Below are 20,852 nucleotides of genomic sequence, written 5' to 3' on the forward strand. Positions count from 1 at the left end.
GGGATCACCTCTCGATCCGGTCGAGCCGGTGGGTAGCGACAGCGAAGGCAAGGGAGGTCAGGACCAGGAACCCGGCGACCCAGGCCAAAGGCGGACTGACGTACTCGTAACCGGTCTTGCCTCCGGACATGACGAACGTGGCGGGAATGATGACGGCGTAGTAGCCCCAGGGCAGCAGGCGCGCCAGCGCCGGCGGGGCCAGCAGCATGAAGGCCCCAATGAGTCCGCCCAGCAGCCCCGCGCTGACGACGACCAGCTGGTTCTCCACGATGGTGGCGAGCCACAGGTGGAAGGCGCACATGGCCAGGTCCACGGCGATGAGCAGAACCGTGTAGGTGACCCAGGGGCCGACGTCGAGTGGGACACTGACGCCCATGATGCGCGCGAAGGCGACAAGGGCCGTGCTCTGAACGACGACGGCCGGAACGATGACGAGCGCCAGCGCGGCGAACTTGACCCGGCACAGGGCCCCGGGCGTCAGCCCCGACGTCGCCGCCAGGTTCCACCCGGCCCCGCTGTGCTCGATGTCGGTCTGCCGGCTGGCCAGGACCGCGGCGAAGACCGACCCGGTCATCGCGTTGACGAAGGCGGTGCCCAGCAGCAGCATCGCCCACGGCCTGGCGGCCGGGTTGTCGAAGGACCGGATCGTCGACTGGCTGAACAGGTTGATGCTACTCAGCACCACCGAGGCGATGACGAGCAGCGCGGTCACCAGCAGCACGCGCAGGCGGCGCATCTTGAGGACCTCGACGCCCACGGAGGTCAGGAAGCCGAGTCTGGCTGAGCCGCGCGAACTGCGCTCCAACGTCGGAGCAGCCGCTGCGGGGGCCGGCCCGGCCTGGCCGCTTGCTCGACCGCCGGCGCCACCGACCACGGCGGGGGACTGGGCGGACTGAGAGATGGAAGGGACTGAGGAGAGCGCGATGCCGGTCATCACAGGACACCTCCCCGTCCGGTGAGGTCCATGAAGACGTCCTCCAGACTCTGGGCCTCGCGGCGCACCTCGTGCAGCTCGACACCGGCGGCCGCCAGGCGGCTGATGAGCTCGGCCACCGACTCCTTCGACAGTCCCGGGATGCGCACGCCCTGCGCCGTGAGCACCGGGCCGGCGGCCGGATCGACGGGGTCGGGCACTCCGGGCGCCGCCGTCGAGGCCGCCTGGCCTGGAGCCTGCGACGGCACGAGCCCGGCCAGCACCTGCGGGTCCAGGACGGCCTGCGGCGTCGGGGTGACGATGAGGATGTCCGGCACCGAGCGCTCCATGAGCTCGGTGCGCGTGCCCTGGAAGACGAGGCGCCCGGCCGACAGGATGCCCAGCGTGGAGGCCATGCGGTCGATCTCGTCGAGCAGGTGGCTGGAGACCATGACGGTGACGCCCTCGCCGGCGAGCTCGACCAGGAGGCGGCGCACCTCCTCGATACCGGCTGGGTCCAGACCGTTGGTGGGCTCGTCGAGGATGAGCAGCTCGGGCTCGCGGGCCAGCGCCAGGGCGATCCCCAGGCGCTGCTTCATGCCCAGCGAGTAGGTGCGCACCAGGCGGTCCTTGTGCTCGGTCAGACGCACGAGCGCCAGGGCGCGGTCGACCTGCTGCTCGCTCAGGCCCTGCATCTTCGCGGCGATCCGCATGTTCTCCGCGCCCGTGAGGTGGCCGTAGCCGGGCGGGTTCTCGATCATGGAGCCGGTGCGCGACATGATCTCGGCGCGCGTGGCCGGGGTGAAGGGCCGCCCGAGCACGTTGATCCGCCCGCGGGCGGGCGCCAGGAGCCCGAGCAGCATCTTCATGGTCGTCGACTTGCCCGAGCCGTTGGGGCCGAGGAAGCCGTAGACGCTCCCGCGCGGCACCACGAGGTTCAGCCCCTCGACGACGGTGCGCTTGCCGAAGGTCTTGGTGAGGTCCTGAGTGAGGACGACGGCGTCGTCGGAGGAGCCGACGAGCGGGGCAGCGGCCTGCGGGAGGGCCGTCTGCCCGGGCGTGGGCTGGGGGCGGAGGCCGGCGGAGCGCGTCGGCAGCGGAGCGGATGGACTGGGTGGGAAGCGGTGTGAAGTCGTCATGGCGTCAAGCCTGCTCGCATACGGCAGGGCGATCATCAGCCCGTGGTCTGCTTCCTGAATCGGCGTGCTGGTCAGGCTCATACCCGAGTATGAAATCCCGGCCGGGGCCTCCGAGGCGCGCGGCGGCGACGGTACGGTTCAGGCATGAGAAAAGGGCGACGGGCCGGTGCGGCGCAGGTGGGATCGGTGACGTCCGGGCCGACGTCGCCCCGCCCCGTGCCGCTAGCCGGCACCATTCCGGCCGCCTGGCGCTACCCGAGCTCGGGCCCGTGGACGACGGTGAGCGACGTCGTCATCGCCATGGCCTTCGTCTTCCTGTGCCTCATCGGCCAGCCGGATCCGGAATCGGGGCTCGGATTCATCCAAAGGGCAGCGCCGGTGCTCTACCTCCTTCTGCTGGGCGCCTGCGCCCTGGCCATGGTGGTGAGGCGGCACTCCCCGCTGCTCTTCGTCGTCGTGGCCGGCGTCTGCCTGACGGCGCACCTGGTGCTGTTCACCGAGTTCTCCATCTTCTTCATCATCACAGGGGTCGTCGCGGTGGAGACGACGCAGTCCCGCCTGGAGGCGCCGTGGCGGTGGGTGGGGCTCGTCCTCGAGCTGGTGGGGGCGGCCGTGGCGACGACGCGGGCGCACGAGCTTATCGGGGACCAGGTCCACGGAGGCGTCGGACGATTGACACTCCTGACCAACGCCTGGCTGCTGGTTGCAGTGGCCGCTTTCGTCGGTGCCGCACGACGTCGCAGTCGCGACCGCTACAACCAGGCCTTCGAGCGGGCTGCGGTGCTCGAGGCGCAGCAGGCCGCTGAGCGGCGGCTCGCGGTCATTGAGACCCAGCAGCGCATCGCCCGCGACGTCCACGACCTGCTCGGCCACAGCCTCACCGTCATCGCCATGCAGGCCGAGGGCGCCCGCGCCATCCTGGCCACCGACCCGGACGCCGCCGACGAGGCCCTGGCCGTTATCGGGGAGACCTCCCGCCGCTCGGTGGACGAGGTGCACGCCCTGGTCGACATCCTGCGCTCCGATGCCCAGGAGGCCGGATGGCCCGACGGTGCCGCGGCCGCCGGAAGTGATGCGACCGCCGCGCCTGTTTCCGGCTCCGCTGCTGGTCGCGCCTCTGATGCCGGCGTTGCCGATGCGGGAGGTCTCGGTGCTGCCGGCCGTCCCACCGGTGGCGGCGGCAGTGCTGATGCCGTTGACCCCGGAGCCGAGGGCGGTGCCGAAACCGCAGAGGCGGCGTCGGGCCAGGAACGGGGTGCGGACCTCCTGTGGGAACCGGTGCGCCAGGCGCAGCGGGCGGGACTGCCCGTCACCCTGGAGACCGACCCGACCGGCCGGGTCCCGGAGCCTGCGGCGCAGGTCCTCCACCGGGTGGTCCAGGAGTCGCTGACCAACGTGCTGCGCCACGCCCCCGGCGCGGCCACGACCGTCTCGCTGCGCACCGCGGCGGGCCGGGCCGTCCTCGTCGTCGAGAACGCTCCGGCACCGGCGGGCTCACCGGCACCCTCGACGTCGGCGATCGGGGCGCCGGACGGTCACGGAGACGCAGACGCAGAGGGCGGCGAGATCCGACCAGGCCGGCCCGTGCACCAGGGCTTCGGCCTCATCGGGATGCGCGACCGGGTGAGCGACCTCGGCGGCGCCTTCACCGCCGGGCCCACGCCCGAGGGCGGCTGGCGGGTGAGGGCGGAGCTCCCCACCGGTTCAGACCTCCCCACCGGTCCAGAGTGAAAGCCGATCGGGCTCATATGGCGAACCTCGCACAGCGTCGTCGGCACTTCGTCAGCACAAAACCGCACAGGTCGCACCCGGAGAGCGGATACTTCCGGTGAGTCGACGTCAAGGAGGGGAGGCGCCTGTGATCCGCCTGGGTCTGGCCGACGATGAGCCGCTGTTCACCATGGGGCTGGCCATGCTGCTGGGGGCTCAACCGGATATGGAGGTCGTCTGGCGGGCCGTCGACGGCAATGACGCCCTCATGCGCAACGCCGCCGAGCCGGTCGACGTGCTCCTGCTCGACGTGCAGATGCCGGGCCTGGACGGTCTGGCCGCCACCCGCGAGCTCATGGCCCGCGGCATCACCGGGCGGATCGTCATCCTGACCACCTTCGACACCGACGGCTACGTCATGGGCGCCATCGAGGCCGGTGCGGCCGGCTTCCTGCTCAAGAACACCCCGCCCCAGGACCTCATCACCGCGATCCGCACGGTCCACGACGGCGACTCCGTCATCTCCCCAGGGTCCACGCGGCGGCTGCTCACCGCCGTGCGCACCGGCCAGGTCAGCGGCGCTGGTGCCGGGGTCGGTGCCGCCAGCGGGCGCCACGTCTCCGAGGACTCGGTTGAGGCCGTCCGGGCGGCGGAGGCTGCCCAGCAGGTCGACGCCCTGACCCAGCGCGAGCGCGAGATCCTGGCGCTCATCGCCCTGGGGCTGACCAACCAGGAGATCTGCGACCGCGAGTGGCTGTCCATGCCCACGGTCAAGACCCACGTCAGCCACCTTAAGTCCAAGACCGGCTGCCGCGACCGGGTCCAGCTCGTGCTGCTGGCCCTGCGCGGCGGCGTTGTCGACCTCACCGACGTCCTGGGCCGGGCCTGAGCCAAGGGTTCAGGCGGTCTGCGGCTGGACCAGGACGGCCGCCGTGCGCGCGGGCACGGAGATCGTGCCGCTGGCCCGGTCGAAGCCGGTGCGGCGCACCACCTCGTCGGCCCCCTCGGCCTGGATGGGGGAGAGGCGGAAGCCCCGGCCCACCAGCTCGGGCAGCGACTGCGTGAGTGTCTGCCCGGAGGCGTTGATGACCACCAGGACGGCATCGAGCTCGGGGTCCACGTCCCGCCCGCCCCGGGTGTCGTCGATGAGCATGACGATCACCCCAGCCGGCGCCCCGAAGCCCGCGCCCGGGAAGGTCAGCTTGTCCTGGACGAGGCGCGTGGAGCCCAGGCTGAACAGGGGCGTCGAGGCGCGCAGCCGCAGCAGGTCGAGGGCCTGGGAGCGGGCCGCCGCGATCTCCTCGGGTGAGGGGCGCAGCCAGTCGTCCTGCAGCAGCGGCCTTTGGATCGCCCAGGAGCCCTCGTTGCGGCTGGCCGGCGGCAGGCCCCGCCCGAAGCCGTTGGACCGCCCCGAGAAGTCGATGGCGTTGAACCAGTCCCCGGAGTTGTAGGAGTCCCGGTCCAGGGACTTGCTGCGCAGCAGCTCGGTGCCCGCGCTCCAGAAGGCCGGCGACTGCGCCAGCGTCACCGTGGCCAGGCACACCGTGTTCATCCGCACCCGCTCGGCCACCGGCATGCCCTGGGGCAGCTTGTAGGCCAGCAGGTCGTAGAGCGTCTCGTTGTCGTGGGCGTCGACGTAGTTGACGTTCTCCTGGGGCTGGGAGGCGAAGGCCGCCGGGGCCCCGTTGTGGATGAGGTCGATACCGCGGCGCACCGTCCCGTCCGAGATCGTCATGACGTAGTCCTTGAGGTTGCCGGCCAGCCCCAGGCGCACCAGGTCGGTGCGGTGGGCCAGGTCCGCCGACTGCTCGTTCCAGCCGCGGTGGTCCAGGCCGCTGGGCTGGGTGAGCAGGCCGGTGCCGAAGCCCTGGAAGACGCGATGGTCGGGGTCGAAGGCGCCCCCGCCGTGGACCGCGTCGCGCAGGCGGTCGTTGAAGGCGCCGATCCCGGTGCCGTCGAGCTGACCCTGGGTGGCCTGCACGAACAGGGCGTTGCCCGCGACCTCCCCGAAGTTCCAGCCCTCCCCGTACAGGTAGATGGAGCGCCCGTCGACGCCGTCGGCCTCCACGGTCAGGGCGTCCAGGGCCGCCCGCACGTGCTCCATGACGGCGCGCGGGTGGTGGCCCATGAGGTCGAAGCGGAAGCCGTCGACCCGGTACCAGCGGGCCCAGCGCACCACCGAGTCGACCATGAGGCGCTCGCACAGGGCGTTCTCGGTGGCCGTGTTGGCGCAGCAGGTCGAGCTCGTCACCCGCCCGACGGCGTCGAGCCGGTAGTAGTAGCCGGGCACCACCCGGTCCAGGACGCTGAGCGGGTCCTGCCCGCAGGCCGCCGTGTGGTTGTAGACCTGGTCGAGGACCACCTGGAGGCCCAGGGCGTGCAGGGCCCCGACCATCTCGCGGAACTCGACGACGCGCGCCCCGCCGTCTTGGTGGCCCTCGGTCGCGTAGGAGCCCTCGGGGGCGCCCCAGTGGAGGGGGTCGTAGCCCCAGTTGTAGGCGTCGTCGTCGGCCACCTCCGCGACGGCCGCCTGCTGGTCGGCCGAGGCCGGGTGCGCCTCGGAGGGGATCTGCGGGGAGCGCTGGGACCGGCGGTGCTCGGGGATGGAGGCGATGTCGAAGGTGGGCAGCAGGTGGACCGTGTTCATGCCGGCCTGCGCCAGCTCGGCCAGGTGGCGCACGCCCGCGGAATCCTCCACCGTGAAGGCCCGGTAGGTGCCGCGCAGCTCGGGCGGGACGGTCTCGTCGGCGGCGGAGAAGTCCCGCAGGTGGAGCTCGTAGATGCTGCGGGCCGAGTCGTTGCGGACCGGGGGCGCCGGGGTCTGGGCCCACTGCTCGGGGACCAGGCCGGCCTCGGCCAGGTCGACGGCGACCGAACGGGTCGAGTCCGTCGTCAGGGCCGTCGAGTAGGGGTCGGTGACGACGTTGGTCTCCACCTGCAGGGTGGAGGGCACGTAGACCCGCACCTCCCACAGGTACTGGCAGCCGGCCCCGATGGGGGCTCGGGGAGCCTCTCCGGGCTCGTGCGTATCGACGTCGGCCGGCGGGTCGGGGCGGTTGTCGACGACCCACCGGCCATCGTCCCCGCGCACGGCCGGGGTACGGGTCGGTGGGCCGGGAACCTCCGGCACCGAGCCCAGCGGGTCGCCGGTCTCCCAGGTCAGGAGAGTGACGGCCTGGGCGGTGGGTGCCCACAGGGCGAAGGAGGGGCGGGAGCCGGCGAAGGTGACGCCCAGCTCGGCGCGCGTGGCGGCCTCGGCGTAGAGGTGGTCCAGGAGGATGGCGGTCTGCACACTGGTGAAGGCGTCGAGGCGGGCGTCGCTGACGTCGGCGGCATCGGTGGGGTCCGGGACCCCGACGTACTGGGCGATCGAGACCTGGCCGGTCAGGGCCGTGGCGACGGCGTCGTCGTCGAGCAGGGGGGCGCCGGCGGTGTCGGTCGCGCTCAGGGCGATGTAGCCCTCCAGGTGGGGGTGGGTGGCGAGGACGTCGCCGGGCAGGTTCCCGACGATGCGCAGCGGTGTCACCGTGGGGGCGGGCATGCCGTCGGCGCCCAGGACCCGGCCGTGGACGGCCGCCGCGCCGCCGTCGGGTGCCGTGACGAGACGCAGGGCGAGACCGGAGCCGGGGACGGGGTCTCCGGAGTCGGTGACGACGAGCCCGCGGTCCATCCCCCGGGGCAGCAGGGACAGTGGCCACGCCAGGAGGGTGGGGGTGACCCAGTAGGCGCGCTGCTCCTCGCTGCCCGCCACGGGTGGGAAGGCCGCGGTGCCGTCGAGTGTGCAGGTGATCGAGTAGGTGAAGGTCATGGTGATGTCCTCCCGAACGGAGACGCCGTGGCGGGACGCCGCCGGTCCTGCCGGTCGAGTCGCGTGCGGCCCCATGGGGTGGGGGTCGCAAGTGGTTCCGCTCACCTCGTAGTCTCCCCTGCGCGGCGGGCGCCTGTCACCCTGATGGTGGGGTTTGTTCTCCCCGGGGTGCGGTTCGGGGGCCGCCGGCGGGTGCGCGCCGCGCTGGATGGGGGGCGTGTCACGCGCGCGGGGGCATTCGACGCCGTCGGGTGCGTGCGGCTCTGGCCGGGGGCCTTCTACGCGTACGGGGGCGGAAAACCTGCACCCGCACGCGCAGGATGTCCCCGGCCAGGTGAAAAGGCCCCCAGCGGCGAGATATGTCCCCGCCCGGGAGAATAGAGCCATGAGTCGGTACTGCACGGTGACGCGGGTGGTCTTCGCGATCGTCTTCCTGGGCGGGGCGCTGGTTCACCTCTGCGTCGGGCGCTTCTCCCCGCACAGCTACGAGCCCTTCGGCAGCACGGCCCTGTGGCCCTGGCTCTCTGAGCTGTGGCGGGGCTTCGTCATGGCGAATATCGGTTGGCTGAGCCTGGCGGCGGCCGCCTTCGAGCTCGGAGTCGGCGTCGGGCTGCTCGCCCGCGGGCGAGTGCGACGGCTGGCGGTCCTGGCGGCGCTGGGCTTCTTCGCCTTCATCCTGGTCCTGGGCCACTCCTGGCCGGCGAGCAGCGCGTGGGAGGACTTCCTTGCGAACCGCGTCTTCACCCTGGTCATGGCCGCAGCACTGGCCCCGGTCCTGCGCGCGCCGGACCGGGCGCCTTGAGCCTGGCAGGTGGACGTCTTCGTCGACGCCTCAGGTGCCGCGGGCCGCTATCGTGTCCAAATCGGTAACAAAGGAGCTTTCGTGTTCTTCACGCCTGCAATAGAACCGCGGAATCATGCGGTTTCGTTTCGCCCGTTTCACTCTGCCCAAGCCCTTTGTGACAGATTTGGACATCCCCACGTCTGTTCTGCGCGGTTCCGGTCGCGTACGACTGGTTCGGCCCACCTGGAACCTGGAGTGGGCCGGACCAGTCGAGGTTAGGGAGCAGCGGGCCGCCTCGCCTACTCGCTGTTGTCGGCGGGGCCGATGTCGTCGGTAGGCTCGGTGGTGCGGTTCTTGCTGCCGTCCTTGCTCGGCCTGCCCCGCCCGCGCAAGGGGGCGGCCGTGACGCCGCGTCCGGCGTCGTCGAGCGCGCGTCGCAGGAGGACCTCGATCTGGGCGTTGACCGAGCGCAGGTCGTCCGCCGCCCACTTGGCGATGGCCGCGTGGACGGCGGGGTCCAGCCGGAGCAGGACCTGCTTACGCTCTTTTCCCGCCACGGTTCAAGCGTAGAGGGAGCCGGTCGGACGCTGGGTGGACCGTCTCGGACGACGAGGCCACGGTTCAAGCGTAGAGGGAGCCGGTGTTGACGACGGGCTGGGTGCGCTGGTCGGAGCAGAGGACCACCAGGAGGTTGGAGACCATCTGGGCGCGGCGCTCGTCATCCATGGTGACGATGTCGTCGTCCTCCAGGCGCGTGAGGGCCTGGTTGACCATGGTCACGGCGCCCTCGACGATCTGCTCACGGGCCGCGATGACGGCGCCGGCCTGTTGACGCTGCAGCATCGCCTGGGCGATCTCAGGGGCATAGGCCAGCGAGGAGATGCGCACCTCGACAATCTCCAGGCCCGCCAGCGCCACCCGGGCCGCGACCTCGGCCGCCAGCTCGGCGGAGACGAGGTCCGTGCCGCCACGCAGCGAGGTCTCGCCCGGGCCCGGCTCGTCATAAGGGTGGGTGGTGGCCACGTGGCGCAGCGCGGACTCGGCCTGAGCCTTGATGAACTCCTCGTAGGCCTCGACGGCGAAGACGGCGCGGGCGGTGTCGGCGACCTGCCACACGACGATGGCGGCGATGTTGACAGGGTTGCCGTCCAGGTCGTTGACCTTGAGCTCGTTGGTCTCGAAGTTGTGGACCTTGACGGAGACCTTCTGGCCCGTGGTCAGCGGTGGGACGAGCATGAGGCCGGTGTGGCGCACGGTTCCGATGTAGCGGCCGAGGAACTGGCGCACACTGGTCTCACCGGGGACTACGACGGTGAAGCTGCTGTACAGGGTGAGGGCGATGAGCATTCCGACACATCCCACGGTGATGCGCAGCGCGGCTCCCGGCCTGCCCGCCTCCGCCGCGATGATGCCGAAGACGATGAGGGCCCCGGTGGCCACGGTGAGGGCCAGGATGGCAAGGAGCGCAAAGAGGGCGGCGCCCGAGCCTGCGGCCAGGGCAGGCTTCTCCGTAATGTCGACGCGGCTGGAGGGGTGCTCGGGAGCGTTGGTGGGCCGGTCCGAGGCGTCGGTAGGAACGGGGGAATCCGTGGGGCGAGCGGGGGATGCGGACATGAGAACCTCCTTGAGTTATCAATATGATATCTATTTTTTGGAGAAACGCCATCATGTCAACCTGTGTTGTGCACTACGTCGTCGTGGGCGGGTCTCTTGGCGCGTACGGGGACATTGTCGCGTTGGCGGGGGCGTGTCACGCGTACGGGGACGGAAAGCCCGCACCCGCACGCGCAGGATGGCCCCGGCCATGTGAAAAGGTCCCCGGCCGTGCGGAATGTCCCCGCCGGTGTTGGTCGGTGGGCGTTAGCAGGTACTGGCACCGGCGTCGGTGCGCGACCGGCATTCGTGTCACCGCCGGCCCCTACGATCGGGGTATGGCTCGTTACGCGCCCGAACCGGACTCGCCCTCACTGTTCGACGCCGCCGGCCCCGACGGCTCCGGCCTCGTCGACGACCCGTCCCGCCCGCTGGCCGACCGGCTGCGCCCGCGGGCGCTCGACGACGTCGTCGGCCAGGACCAGCTGCTCGCCCCTGACGCCCCGCTGGGCCGCATGGTCGCTTCCGGCCGCCTGTCCTCCATCATCCTGTGGGGCCCGCCGGGCTGCGGCAAGACGACGATCGCCCGCCTCCTGGCCGACCGCACCGGCCTGGTCTTCGAGCAGGTCTCAGCGACCTTCTCCGGGGTGGCCGACCTGCGTAAGGTCTTCGCCGCAGCGGCCCGCCGCCGTGAGATCGGGCAGAGCACGCTCCTGTTCGTCGACGAGATCCACCGCTTCAACCGCGCCCAGCAGGACTCCTTCCTGCCCTATGTCGAGGACGGGACCGTCGTGCTGGTCGGTGCCACCACGGAGAACCCGAGCTTCGAGCTGAACGGCGCCCTCCTGTCGCGCTGCCAGGTGATGGTCCTGCGTCGTCTGGACGAGGTGGCCCTGACCGAGCTGCTGGCGCGCGCCGAGTCCCTGACCGGCCGCGGCCTCGCCCTGACCACCGAGGCGCGCACCGCCCTGCTGTCCATGGCCGACGGCGACGGCCGCTACCTGCTGGGCATGGTCGAGCAGGTCCTGGCCGCCCAGGACGCAGGTAGCCGGGCGCCGGCCGGAGCGGTGACGAGCGGTGCCGCTGGGGCGCGCGAGCCCGGGCCGAACAGCGGCACCCGAGAGGGCGAACCCGAGTCGAGAGAGGTCGGACCGGGAGGCTCCCGGCTGCTCGACGTCGAGGGGCTGCACGCCGTCGTCGCCTCCCGGGCGCCCCTGTACGACAAGTCCCGCGAGGAGCACTACAACCTCATCTCCGCCCTGCACAAGTCGATGCGCGGCTCCGACCCGGACGCCGCCCTGTACTGGCTGGCGAGGATGCTGGGCGGGGGCGAGGACCCGCTCTACGTGGTGCGGCGCCTGGTGCGCTTCGCCAGCGAGGACGTCGGCATGGCCGACCCGGCCGCCCTGCAGATGACGCTGGCGGCCTGGGACGCCTACGAGCGCCTGGGCTCGCCCGAGGGCGAGCTCGCCATCGCGCAGGCGGTCGTGTACCTGGCCACCGCGCCCAAGTCGATCGCCGTCTACCGCGGCTACGGCCGGGCGGCGCGCCTGGCCCGCGAGACCGGCTCACTCATGCCACCAGCCCACATCCTCAACGCCCCCACCCGACTGATGAAGGAGCTCGGCTACGGCGAGGGCTACGAGTACGACCCGGACACGACCGACGGCTTCTCCGGCGCGGACTACCTGCCCGACGGCGTCAAGCGCCAGACCCTCTACGAGCCCACCGCCAACGGCCATGAGCGACGCATCCGCGAGCGCCTGGAGTACTGGGAGGGCCTGCGGGCGCGCAAGCGCGGTGGGAGTCTCGGCGAGAGCGCCGCCGGCAGCGAGGGCGGGGGCTGATACGCATCCGGGGGTGTTGCCGTATTGATGAGGACCTCGCCGCGCTGACGGGAGCGTGTCACGTGTGCGGAGACATTTGATCCCGACGGGTGCGTGCGGCTCTGGACGGGGGCCTTCTACGCGTACGGGGGCGGAAAACCGGCACCCGTACGGGCAGGATGCCCCCGCCCAGGAGAAAAGGTCCCCGCCGGCGTCGAATGTCCCCGCCTACTCCCCGCCGCGGCGCACAGCCTCCAGCATGAGAGTGGCCACGTCAGCAACCCGCACGTCAGCCCCCTCGGAGGCGACGCCGTCGGAGAGCATCGTGGTGCAGAAAGGGCAGGTCGTGGCAATGACCTGCGCGCCGGTGCCGATCGCCTCGCGCGAGCGCTCCACGGCGATGCGAGTCCCGATTGTCTCCTCCATGAAGGCGCGCGCCCCGCCACCCCCGCAGCAGAAGCCCCGGTCGCGGCTGCGCGGCATCTCCACGGTGGTCGCGCCGGTCGCCTCCAGCAGCTCGCGCGGCGGGGAGTAGACCTGGTTGTGGCGGCCCAGGTAGCAGGCGTCGTGGTAGGTGACCGTCGGGACGGCCGGCTCGCTCGCCTCCGTACTGGTTGCCTCCCGGCCCGACGCCGCCGGGGCGTCGTCGGCAGGTGAGTCTCCGGTCGCGGCGGACTCGCCGCCCACCTTGCCCGCTTCCGAGGCGGAGGCCGCCTCGGCCGGAACCTCAGCGGCTTCGGCGGCCCTGCTGCCAGCGGCCTCGTCGTCGCCCCCCTCAGGAGCGGCGGGCGACGACGGCGCCGTCGGCTCATCGGCGGCCTGCTCCGTGGCTTGCTCAGTTGCCTGCGGCGGCAGGGGGCGCAGCCGGCCCTCGCGCACGAGCCGGTTGAGGAGCTGGGTGTAGTGGAGGACCTCGTAGCGGCCCCCGATCTGCGGGTACTCCCGCGAGATCGTGTTGAAGCAGTGCGCGCAGGTCACCACGATCTTCTGTGCCCCAACCTCGCTCAGGGTCTCCACGTTCTGCGCGGCGAGCATCTGGTAGAGGATCTCGTTGCCGGCGCGCCGGGCCGGGTCGCCGGTGCAGGTCTCTGCGTCGCCCAGGACCGCGAAGCTCACCCCAGCGGTGTGCAGCAGCTCGGCCACGGCCCGGGTCGTCTTCTTGGCGCGGTCCTCGTAGGCGCCGGCGCAGCCCACCCAGAACAGGTAGTCGACCTCCGCGGCGCTCTCGACGTCGTCGCCGATGACCGGCACCTCGAAGTCCAGGTTCTTGGCCCAGTCCATGCGCTTGCGGGCCGGCAGCCCCCACGGGTTCCCCTTGGACTCCAGCTTGCGGAACATGCCGCCGAGCTCCTTGGGGAAGGCCGACTCCATGAGGACCTGCTGGCGGCGCACGTCGACGACGTGGTCGACGTGCTCGATATCCACCGGGCACTGGTCCACGCAGGCCCCGCAGGTGGTGCAGGCCCACAGGACGTCGGCGGGGATGACGTCTCCGGCCAAGGGGGCCGGATGTGTGGCCACGCCCGTCTCGCTGGGGGCGGCCTTGGCGGCCAGCAGCGCGCCGAGGACGTCGCCGGTGTGGGCGGTGCCCGGCTCCAGGCCCAGGATCGTCTCACGCGCCAGCCCGTCATGCATGCCCAGCGCCTTGCCCACCAGTCCGCCGGAGGTGGGGCGCTCGGCCACCATCTCCTCGGTGACGTCGTCGGGCTCGACCCCAAGGGCTCCCGCGGCCCGCAGGTAGGGGGCGGCCGCGGCGTGGTGGTCGCGCAGCGCCATGACGAACAGCTTGGGCGACAGCGGCTTGCCGGTGTTCCACGCCGGGCACAGGTCCTGGCAGCGGCCGCACTCGGTGCAGGTGGAGAAGTCCAGCAGGCCCTTCCAGGTGAAGTCCTCGATGCGGCCCACGCCCAGGCGCACCTCCGGTCCCTCGCCGGAGTCGGCGGCCTCCATGGCCTCCTCCAGCGTGTCCATGGTCGCCTCGGTCAGCGGCTCGTCGCCCACCATGAGCGGCTGGAGCGGGCCCAGGGCCTTGGAGCCGTCCACCTCGCGGCGCGCGTAGACGTTGAGGATCGCCAGGAACCGGTGCCAGGCCACGCCCATCGAGGGCTGCAGGCCCACCACGACGAACCAGCTCATCGACAGCACCACCTTGATGGTGGCGACGACGACGATCGCCTCGCCCAGCACCCCGGCGCCCAAAGGGGTGAGCAGGCCTCCGGTCCAGGCCGTCAGCGGGAAGTGCGTCCAGGAGGCCAGGGCGCGCTCGGCCGGGTCGGGGGAGAGGGCCAGGTGGGCGTGCTCCAGCATCCGCAGGGCCAGCACGCAGGCGACCACGCCGATGATCGTGGCCTCGACGAACTTGGCCTGGGCCGACGTCGACCCGGCGAAGCGCGAGGTGCGCGGGCGCTTGCCGCCGTCGGAGTCGGGGGCGTAGGGCGGGGCGGCCCGCCCGTCGCGGGTCAGGCGCCAGCGCAGGATCGTCAGCCCCACGATCCCGGCCGTGGACAGCCAGGCGATGAGCTCGACGATCCAGGCCCACCAGGCGGTGTGGCCGATGAGCGGCAGCGCGAAGCTGGGTCCGCCCAGCACCTGCCCGTAGCCGGCCACCAGCGTGAGGAACAGCAGCGGGAAGGAGACCATGACCAGCCAGTGGGCGGCCTTGACGAAGGGGCGGCCCTTGAAGGCGGTGTGGCCCACGAGCGCGCCCAGGGTGAGCGCCAGGCGCCGGCCGATCGGGCGCAGCCGCTGCGGCGCGGTCGCGCGGCCCACGGCCATGCGGGCGCCAATAGTGAAACAGGCGCGTGCGAAAACTGCCAGGCCGATCGTCGTGGCGATGACGACGACGGCGACACAGGCGATCTGCACAGCACTCATCGGGTCGGGTTTCCTCAGGTCTCCGAAGGCAAAGGCGGGAGCGCGCGGAGGTGGGCCGACGGCGCCCCGGAGGGTCGCCTGCGCGGCACACCGTTGGCGCTCCCGTCAGCCTACCCGCGGGGCGGTCGGGAGTCGTGGTCGAGGGGCAGGGCGGTGCGAGCCGCCGTTGAGCGCGCGCCGGTGTGGGTACGGAGGGCACCGCAGGCGAAAGTGTCACTCCTGGCGACTTTTCGGCGTGCGGTGAGCGGCGGTGCTTCGGGCGACTTCTGGCCAACCCGTCCTGACCTGGGCGGACGCGACGGCGCCGGAGGCGCGCGCAGTGCAGGTGGGCGATTCGCGGCTGGAAAAGTCTCCCGGAGTAACACGGGAGCGTGGAAAAAGGGCAGACAAAGAGCGTGCCGGCCCCGTTGGAGGGCCGGCACGCTCACAGCGAGTGGCGATCAGCTGCCGATGGCGCGCTGCGCGTAGGGGGAGTCGGGGCGGCGGGCGCTGTACCACTTGGCGGCCTGGCGCAGCCCGAGCTCGCGCACCAGGGTGATGGTGGCCCCGGAGATGACCGCGAAGGCGACGACCTCGGCCAGCTGGTAGTTGAGGAGCTGGTCCTCCTCGCGCGGGGCGGGCTTGCCGGTGATCACCCGCCAGCCCAGCGCGACGACCTTCTCGGCCACGAAACCGGAGGCGAGGGTGGCCACGGCCGCGGTCGCCTTCCACATGAAGTCGGTGGACTGGTCGATCTGGGCAGGGTCCTGTGCGCTCATTGAGTCCTCCTTGCGCCCCGGCGGGCGGCGTACCTGGGTGGCCTGAGTGATGGTGGCGGGCCGACGACGTCGGCACCGCTTTGTCCTGATCATGCCGCAGATGCGCCGACGGCGCAGCCAGTACCCGCCCGCGTGGCGCCGGTGCCCGACTGGATCGCCCGGCCGGGCACCGGCGCCACGCGGGCGGGCTCAGGCCTGGGCGGAGCGGGCGGCGGCGTTGATCCGGACGGCCAGGCCGGCGGGGTCGTCGACCGTGAGGTAGAGGTGCGTGAAGCGCTCGTCCTCCAGGGTGATGACCAGCGTGTTCTCATATCCGGAGATGTTCCAGAACTGCGCCGTGCCGTTGGCGTGGAAGGTCCCGGAGAGCTTGCCTCCCTGCCGCAGCCCGGGGCCGCGCCACCCCTTGGGCTCGGTGCGCAGGCCGGGGTCGTGGGTGGCCCCGCGCACGTGCGCGAGCGGGAACTCCAGCCGGGAGGTGAAGGACCAGATCTTGTCCAGCCCGTGCGGCTCGATGCTCAGGGTGGTGTCGGTGAGGGTGACGGTGTTGCGGCTCATGGTGTCTGCTCCTCTCGCGGGCAGGTGGGCTGGGCGGTGCTGTGTCTGTTGATGTGTCTGTTGAGTGGTGCTGCTGTGTCTGCTGACACGGAGCGGCGCGTGCTACGCCGACGGCGGGGGCGAGGTCGAGGCGGCCGATGCGGCTGGGCTCGACGTCGCAGCTCCGGCTCGCTCCAGCAGACGCTGGCCGAGCGTGTCGGCGGTGATGCCCGCCCGGCTCAGGGCGTCCTCGAGGGCCTCGCGCACGGCCTGGTCGCGGGGGGCGATCTCCATGAGTGCCACGAGGATGAGGTCGAGCTGCTCGTGACCTGCCGTAGCGGCGACGCTGCTTGAAGCCGCGGTCGAGGCGTCGGCCCGAGGGGCGTGGGGGCTCAGGGCGGCCAGCGCCTCGGTGAGGCAGCGCTGGAAGAGGCCGTCCTTGGAGCCGAAGACCCCGTAGAGGCTGGCGCGGTTGACGCCGGTGGCCCGGACCAGGTCGTCCACGGAGGCGCCTGCGAAACCGCGTTCGGCGAAGGTCGCCGTGGCGGAGCCGATGGCCTCGCTCTCGATGAAGGTGCGTCGTCGTCCCATGAATCCAGAATAGATATTCTGGAACGATTGGTCAAGAATGTGTGTTCTGAAACCCGGGCTCGACGCCCGACAGACTTTCGCGGCCCGACCTAGGCGCCGAGAACCAGCAGTGCGTACAGCACGGAGAAGAGCCCGGCGGTCACGGCGCAGACGAGGGCGGGCCGGCGCCGGTAGGTCAGGACGGCGACGTACTCGCGCAGCCAGGCGTTGACGATGTAGAACCAGGCCGTGCGGGCCGGAGCCACCGCCCAGGGAACCCCCATGTCGGAGGCGAGGATCGCCGTGCGCACCGCGTGGAAGGAGCTCGTCACCAGCAGCACCTGGGGGTCGGCCATGCCGCGCTCGGCCAGGAGGTCGCGGGTGTAGGCGATGTTCGTGCGGGTCGTCGTCGAGCGGTCCTCCAGAAGGATCCGCTCGGCCGGAACGCCGCGGGCGATCGCGTAGTCGGCCATGGCGCGCGCCTCGCTGACCGGTTCGTCGGGGCCCTGCCCGCCGCTCATGACCAGCAGCGGGACGCCGGGGCGCAGGGCGTCCTCGTCGCGCCAGGCGTTGATGCCGCCCGTGATGCGCGAGCCCAGCAGCGGCCCGCCCCTCCCGTTGATGAGGCCGGCGCCGTGCACCACGACGACGTCGGGGTGCGGCACGGCCCGGCGCCCGCCCCAGATCCGCTGCACCGCCGTCTGGGCTAAGAAGATGAGCAGGAAGACACCCAGGTAGGCGCAGGCGCAGAACATGAGGGCGGCCGCCAGCAGGGCCCAGGGGCTGGCGGTGGCCACTAGGGACAGGGCGGCCACCGGTGTGGCGATGAGGCCCAGGCCGGCCATCAGGCACAGCAGGTTGCTCAGGCGCCGGCCCTCGCGGCGGATGAGGACGACGCCGTTGAGCATGAGCAGGAACGGCATGAGGGCGATGAGCAGGAAGAAGGCGGCGGCTGCCAGCCCCACCGGGACGTTGAGGGTCGGGATGAGGGAGGTGAGGTGGAGCAGGACGCCCAACGCGGCGTTGATCAGGAGCAGGAACAGGACCCCGTTGCGCAGCCGGCGGTTGTCGCGGCGCTGCGAGGCCTTCAGGAGCAGCCACCACGGCACCAGGATGGCGACGTCGACCAGTAGTGCGGAGAAGAACCAGGGGGCGTGCATGGGTGCGTTCCTCTCGTGGTGCAGGGGGCTCGTTTTTCTTGGTCGCTGGGGAGTGAGCGCTTCCCGGCATGGAGCGGGACGGCGGAGGGCCGACGAGCCGGCGCTCATCATAGGTCCGGGGTCGGGCGGTGCGGTTCCTCGCTCCTGAGATCAGGTTAGGAGGCGCCGCGAGGTGGGCGTGAGCGTCCTTGGGACGATTCACGGGGCGGCCCTCTCAGCCCTTGGGATGATGACAGTGCGCTCCCCATCTCCTCCCCGAGGTGAGGCCGGTGGGCTTCAGACGGTGGGGTGCGGGCGGGCGGTGAGGCCGGCCTGGCGCCGGCTGCTGCGGGCGCGCGGTCGTACCTTGTGCCGCGCGTTCGAGGGGTAGAGGGTACGAACGCGCGACCTACCCTACGAACGCGCGGGGCAGTGGCTGCAGCACCCGGGCATCTCCTCATGACACAGTCTCGTGTTCGCGCCGGCCCGGGTGGGTGCGGTCGTAGTCGAGCTGGGCGCGGGCGATGTCCTCCCGGTGCTCCACCGACCAGTCGGCCAGAGCCTTCAGCAGGTGCGTCAGGCTCGCTCCCATCTCAGTGAGCCGGTAGTCGACCCGGGCGGGAACCGTGGGGTAGACCGTGCGGCGCACCAGCCCGTCGCGTTCGAGCCGGCGCACGGTCAGGGTGAGCATGCGCTGGGAGATGCCGTCGACGGCGCGTTGCAGCTGGCGGAAACGCAGCGGCCCGCCGGCGAGCTCGACGATCACCAGCAGGGACCACTTGTCTCCCAGCCGGTCGTGGACCGCCCGGATACCGGGATCCTCCCGATGCGCCCTTGTGCAGCGCTCCAGAGGGGCCGGTCCGGGACCGTTGGTAGTCACATCGCTGTGCGTCGGTGACAAGAAACTGCCTCCTTGTGGGTACGTGCACGGTGTCCCAGGCTCGTGGCGTGGACAGTCCGGTGGTTGCGGGAGTCGGCCGTCGGAGCGTGGATGAGTGTGAAGGAGCCTACTCATGATCATGGTGACCGGTGCGAGCGGACGGTTCTCCTCAGCGGTCCTGGCGGAGCTGCGCGCTCGCGGAGTCCCGGCGGTGGGCGGCAGTCGTACGCCGTCGGAGGGGCAACGGCGCGTTGACTTCGGTGTCCCGGACAGCCTCGACCTCAATGGGGTCGACACCCTGCTGCTGGTGTCGGCCGGGGCGCAGGAGGATGACCGGCAGGTCGCCTTCCATCGCGCCGTCGTTGAGGCTGCGGCTCGCGACGGCGTCTCCCACCTCGTCTACACGAGTCTCACCGGCGCGGGTGACCACCTGTCGATGGCGCTGCCGCACCGGGTCGCCGAGAGTCTCATCCTCGCCAGTGGCATGACATGGACCATTCTGCGCAACGGCGTCTACGCCGAGATTCTCGGAGCCCCGCTCTCATGGGAGAGGCGGAAGGGGAAGGGGAGGGGGCTGGGGATTGTGTCGCCGCTGGGAGACGGAGCCGTGGCCGTAGTGGCGCGCCGAGACCTGGCCTGCGCGGCGGCCTCGGTTGTCAGCGAGCCTGCCAGGCACAGGGAGAAGGTCTATGAGCTGGTGGGAAACCGTCCGATCTCCGCTGCCGATGTCGCCGGCCGCCTGGGCTGCGAGGTGAGGGACATCAGCTTGAGCGAGTTCCGGGACCAGCTCGTAGCCGGCGGTGGGGTGTCGGCCTTCCGTCTGTCCATGATGCTCTCGATCGCCAGTGTTATCCGGCACGGATTCCTGGCCACAACGGGGGACGACCTCCCAAGGCTGCTGGGCAGAGAACCCATGGACCCGCTCGCCGTCGCCGCTGAGGCGGTTGCCGCTCATCGCCCTGGCCCAGGAACTGAGGGCAACTGAAAATATCGGAGATTTAATTTTTTGTCTCTTGAGGTGAACTGATCGGGTTCGGTGCCGGTTTCAGTGGTTGTATGGATTGTGACTTGCCTGCTGGTGGATCTGACCTATGATGGTGTCGCTCAAGAGGCCATTATTACGTCAACGGAGAACTGTGGTGGCACTTCCCTATCAAAATATCGAAACCTATGCGCGCCGTGGGTGTGTTGGCTGCTGCCACTGCGAAGGTGGTTCCAAAAACATCGCTGTAGTGGAGTTTAAACGAGATTATTTTGTGAGTCGGTAGGGGAACTTGTTTGCCTGGATGAAGGTCTCGAATGCTTGTCGGGTTTGGGGGAATGTGGCTCTTTGGTGGTTGCTGATACTGTCCTTTGCTTCTTTCCAGACGTGCTCGATGGGGTTCTCGTCGGGGCTGTAGGCGGGTAGGTTGATCAGGTGGATCCTCTCGAGGTTCTTGATGGTCTTGAGGCTGTTTGTGAGCTTTGCTGAACGGTGCCAGGAGGCGTTGTCCCACACGATGACGATCTTCTTCTTGTCGGGGTGCTTCACGGTCAGGTCGATCAGGGCCTGGGTGATGGTGCCGGTGTCCTGCCAGTCGAGGGTCATCAAGTCGACGGTGCCGTCGGTCTCGTGCAGGAAGCCGATGTAGGACTGGGCCTGGCGGCGGCGGTCGACCTCCAGGCGGGCGGCGTCCCCCCGGCGGATCCACGCCCTGCGCACGATCGCCTCGTGCTCGATACGCACCTCGTCGGCGCACACCACCATCACCTCGGGATCGGACCACTTGCGGACGATCTCGGAACGGATCTGGCTCATGCGCTGGTCAACGTCCGCCTGGGGCGGGCGGCGCTGGTCAACGGTCTGGGGGCGGTGGAAGGACAGGCCCGCCATGTGCAGCAGGAACCGGTAGGAGGCGGCAGAGGCGTACTCCACCTCGAAGTGGTCGTAGACCCAGGCCGCCAGATGGGGCACGTCCCAGAACCCGATGGGCAGGCCCTGCTCCGACGGGGGTCGGGACAGTACCCCGGCCACCTCCTGGCGCTGGGTGGCGGTGAGCCTGGAGGCGTTGAGGTTGCCGGCGTGACCGGTGTGGATTGAGGCCAGGCGGTACCGGTTCCACTCCCGAGCCCAGCTGCGCACCGTCTCGGGCGTGCGCTCGACGACCTGGGCCACGACCGCGGTATCCACACCCTTGGACAGCAGCACGACCGCCTCGGACTTCAAACGCATCAACCTGTAAGGCGCCTGGTGCTTATAGCCCTGCAAAACAGTCCACTCATCATCACTAACCACGACCCTGTCCATCCCAGCATGATATTCCGCCCTCGACCCGAGAGCTCAC

Annotated in this window: 17 protein-coding genes; 5 read left to right on the forward strand and 12 right to left on the reverse strand. The window is 70.7% G+C overall.

What is annotated here, in order from left to right; genetic code table 11:
* Window positions 1-4 precede the first annotated feature (4 nt).
* Entirely contained in the window at window positions 5-934 is a 930-nt protein-coding gene (locus EL340_RS11955; protein ID WP_309340771.1) for an ABC-2 transporter permease family protein, read from the reverse strand.
* Window positions 934-2,052 (reverse strand): ABC transporter ATP-binding protein, encoded by a 1,119-nt coding sequence (locus tag EL340_RS11960; RefSeq protein ID WP_126414744.1) that lies wholly within the window; start codon window positions 2,050-2,052, stop codon window positions 934-936. The genes EL340_RS11955 and EL340_RS11960 overlap by 1 nt, the downstream gene beginning before the upstream one ends.
* A gap of 144 nt (window positions 2,053-2,196) precedes the next feature.
* On the opposite strand from EL340_RS11960, the gene EL340_RS11965 reads away from it, so the two are divergent.
* Together EL340_RS11965 and EL340_RS11970 are read left to right on the forward strand one after the other, a co-directional pair.
* On the forward strand, window positions 2,197-3,783 hold the full coding sequence (locus tag EL340_RS11965) for a sensor histidine kinase (protein WP_164719391.1): 1,587 nt from the start codon (window positions 2,197-2,199) through the stop codon (window positions 3,781-3,783).
* Window positions 3,784-3,910: 127 nt separating this feature from the next.
* Window positions 3,911-4,651, forward strand: coding sequence for a response regulator transcription factor (locus tag EL340_RS11970; RefSeq protein ID WP_126414745.1), 741 nt, complete (start codon window positions 3,911-3,913; stop codon window positions 4,649-4,651).
* Window positions 4,652-4,660: 9 nt separating this feature from the next.
* Here the strand turns inward: EL340_RS11970 and pulA are convergent, their stop codons facing one another.
* Complete coding sequence (gene pulA, locus EL340_RS11975) at window positions 4,661-7,570, reverse strand: pullulanase-type alpha-1,6-glucosidase (protein WP_126415480.1); 2,910 nt, start codon at window positions 7,568-7,570, stop codon at window positions 4,661-4,663.
* A 385-nt stretch (window positions 7,571-7,955) separates the two neighbouring features.
* Here pulA and EL340_RS11980 point away from each other — a divergent pair, with 385 nt between their 5' ends.
* Window positions 7,956-8,372, forward strand: coding sequence for a hypothetical protein (locus EL340_RS11980; protein ID WP_126414746.1), 417 nt, complete (start codon window positions 7,956-7,958; stop codon window positions 8,370-8,372).
* A gap of 281 nt (window positions 8,373-8,653) precedes the next feature.
* Here EL340_RS11980 and EL340_RS11985 read toward each other — a convergent pair whose 3' ends face one another.
* The gene (locus EL340_RS11985; RefSeq protein WP_126414747.1) at window positions 8,654-8,911 is read right to left on the reverse strand and encodes a type II toxin-antitoxin system antitoxin; all 258 of its coding nucleotides are present in this window, start codon (window positions 8,909-8,911) and stop codon (window positions 8,654-8,656) included.
* 64 nt (window positions 8,912-8,975) lie between these two features.
* Window positions 8,976-9,968: an SPFH domain-containing protein gene (locus EL340_RS11990; protein WP_126414748.1), complete on the reverse strand. Its 993-nt coding sequence runs from the start codon at window positions 9,966-9,968 to the stop codon at window positions 8,976-8,978.
* Window positions 9,969-10,285: 317 nt separating this feature from the next.
* Here EL340_RS11990 and EL340_RS11995 point away from each other — a divergent pair, with 317 nt between their 5' ends.
* The gene (locus tag EL340_RS11995) at window positions 10,286-11,794 is read left to right on the forward strand and encodes a replication-associated recombination protein A (RefSeq protein ID WP_126414749.1); all 1,509 of its coding nucleotides are present in this window, start codon (window positions 10,286-10,288) and stop codon (window positions 11,792-11,794) included.
* A 207-nt stretch (window positions 11,795-12,001) separates the two neighbouring features.
* Here EL340_RS11995 and EL340_RS12000 read toward each other — a convergent pair whose 3' ends face one another.
* From EL340_RS12000 to EL340_RS12025, 6 genes are all read right to left on the reverse strand, one after another.
* Window positions 12,002-14,647: a (Fe-S)-binding protein gene (locus EL340_RS12000; RefSeq protein WP_126414750.1), complete on the reverse strand. Its 2,646-nt coding sequence runs from the start codon at window positions 14,645-14,647 to the stop codon at window positions 12,002-12,004.
* A gap of 440 nt (window positions 14,648-15,087) precedes the next feature.
* Window positions 15,088-15,405, reverse strand: coding sequence for a DUF4235 domain-containing protein (locus EL340_RS12005; RefSeq protein WP_126414751.1), 318 nt, complete (start codon window positions 15,403-15,405; stop codon window positions 15,088-15,090).
* A gap of 189 nt (window positions 15,406-15,594) precedes the next feature.
* A complete protein-coding gene (locus EL340_RS12010; RefSeq protein WP_126414752.1) occupies window positions 15,595-15,960 on the reverse strand; it encodes a hypothetical protein in 366 nt (121 codons plus the stop codon).
* A gap of 102 nt (window positions 15,961-16,062) precedes the next feature.
* A complete protein-coding gene (locus tag EL340_RS12015) occupies window positions 16,063-16,530 on the reverse strand; it encodes a TetR/AcrR family transcriptional regulator (RefSeq protein ID WP_126414753.1) in 468 nt (155 codons plus the stop codon).
* An 89-nt stretch (window positions 16,531-16,619) separates the two neighbouring features.
* Window positions 16,620-17,669 carry a YdcF family protein gene (locus EL340_RS12020; protein ID WP_126414754.1) on the reverse strand — a complete coding sequence of 350 codons (1,050 nt, stop codon included), beginning with the start codon at window positions 17,667-17,669 and terminating at the stop codon, window positions 16,620-16,622.
* Between the two features lie 436 nt (window positions 17,670-18,105).
* Window positions 18,106-18,549: a winged helix-turn-helix transcriptional regulator gene (locus tag EL340_RS12025; protein ID WP_126414755.1), complete on the reverse strand. Its 444-nt coding sequence runs from the start codon at window positions 18,547-18,549 to the stop codon at window positions 18,106-18,108.
* Between the two features lie 112 nt (window positions 18,550-18,661).
* Here EL340_RS12025 and EL340_RS12030 point away from each other — a divergent pair, with 112 nt between their 5' ends.
* Window positions 18,662-19,513 carry an NAD(P)H-binding protein gene (locus EL340_RS12030; protein WP_126414757.1) on the forward strand — a complete coding sequence of 284 codons (852 nt, stop codon included), beginning with the start codon at window positions 18,662-18,664 and terminating at the stop codon, window positions 19,511-19,513.
* A 264-nt stretch (window positions 19,514-19,777) separates the two neighbouring features.
* Here EL340_RS12030 and EL340_RS12035 read toward each other — a convergent pair whose 3' ends face one another.
* Window positions 19,778-20,740 carry an IS630 family transposase gene (locus EL340_RS12035; protein ID WP_232022928.1) on the reverse strand — a complete coding sequence of 321 codons (963 nt, stop codon included), beginning with the start codon at window positions 20,738-20,740 and terminating at the stop codon, window positions 19,778-19,780.
* Window positions 20,741-20,852 lie beyond the last annotated feature (112 nt).

It is taken from the genome of Actinomyces viscosus (assembly GCF_900637975.1).
GTDB classification, from domain to species: domain Bacteria; phylum Actinomycetota; class Actinomycetes; order Actinomycetales; family Actinomycetaceae; genus Actinomyces; species Actinomyces viscosus.

What these genes read in the sequence shown, in the direction of transcription:
- EL340_RS11955 (WP_309340771.1), bottom strand. Translation starts at nt 934, where the DNA reads ATGACCGGCATCGCGCTCTCCTCAGTCCCTTCCATCTCTCAGTCCGCC.
- EL340_RS11960 (WP_126414744.1), bottom strand. Translation starts at nt 2,052, where the DNA reads ATGACGACTTCACACCGCTTCCCACCCAGTCCATCCGCTCCGCTGCCG.
- EL340_RS11965 (WP_164719391.1), top strand. Translation starts at nt 2,197, where the DNA reads ATGAGAAAAGGGCGACGGGCCGGTGCGGCGCAGGTGGGATCGGTGACG.
- pulA (WP_126415480.1), bottom strand. Translation starts at nt 7,570, where the DNA reads ATGACCTTCACCTACTCGATCACCTGCACACTCGACGGCACCGCGGCC.
- EL340_RS11980 (WP_126414746.1), top strand. Translation starts at nt 7,956, where the DNA reads ATGAGTCGGTACTGCACGGTGACGCGGGTGGTCTTCGCGATCGTCTTC.
- EL340_RS11990 (WP_126414748.1), bottom strand. Translation starts at nt 9,968, where the DNA reads ATGTCCGCATCCCCCGCTCGCCCCACGGATTCCCCCGTTCCTACCGAC.
- EL340_RS11995 (WP_126414749.1), top strand. Translation starts at nt 10,286, where the DNA reads ATGGCTCGTTACGCGCCCGAACCGGACTCGCCCTCACTGTTCGACGCC.
- EL340_RS12000 (WP_126414750.1), bottom strand. Translation starts at nt 14,647, where the DNA reads ATGAGTGCTGTGCAGATCGCCTGTGTCGCCGTCGTCGTCATCGCCACG.
- EL340_RS12005 (WP_126414751.1), bottom strand. Translation starts at nt 15,405, where the DNA reads ATGAGCGCACAGGACCCTGCCCAGATCGACCAGTCCACCGACTTCATG.
- EL340_RS12010 (WP_126414752.1), bottom strand. Translation starts at nt 15,960, where the DNA reads ATGAGCCGCAACACCGTCACCCTCACCGACACCACCCTGAGCATCGAG.
- EL340_RS12015 (WP_126414753.1), bottom strand. Translation starts at nt 16,530, where the DNA reads ATGGGACGACGACGCACCTTCATCGAGAGCGAGGCCATCGGCTCCGCC.
- EL340_RS12020 (WP_126414754.1), bottom strand. Translation starts at nt 17,669, where the DNA reads ATGCACGCCCCCTGGTTCTTCTCCGCACTACTGGTCGACGTCGCCATC.
- EL340_RS12030 (WP_126414757.1), top strand. Translation starts at nt 18,662, where the DNA reads ATGATCATGGTGACCGGTGCGAGCGGACGGTTCTCCTCAGCGGTCCTG.
- EL340_RS12035 (WP_232022928.1), bottom strand. Translation starts at nt 20,740, where the DNA reads ATGCGTTTGAAGTCCGAGGCGGTCGTGCTGCTGTCCAAGGGTGTGGAT.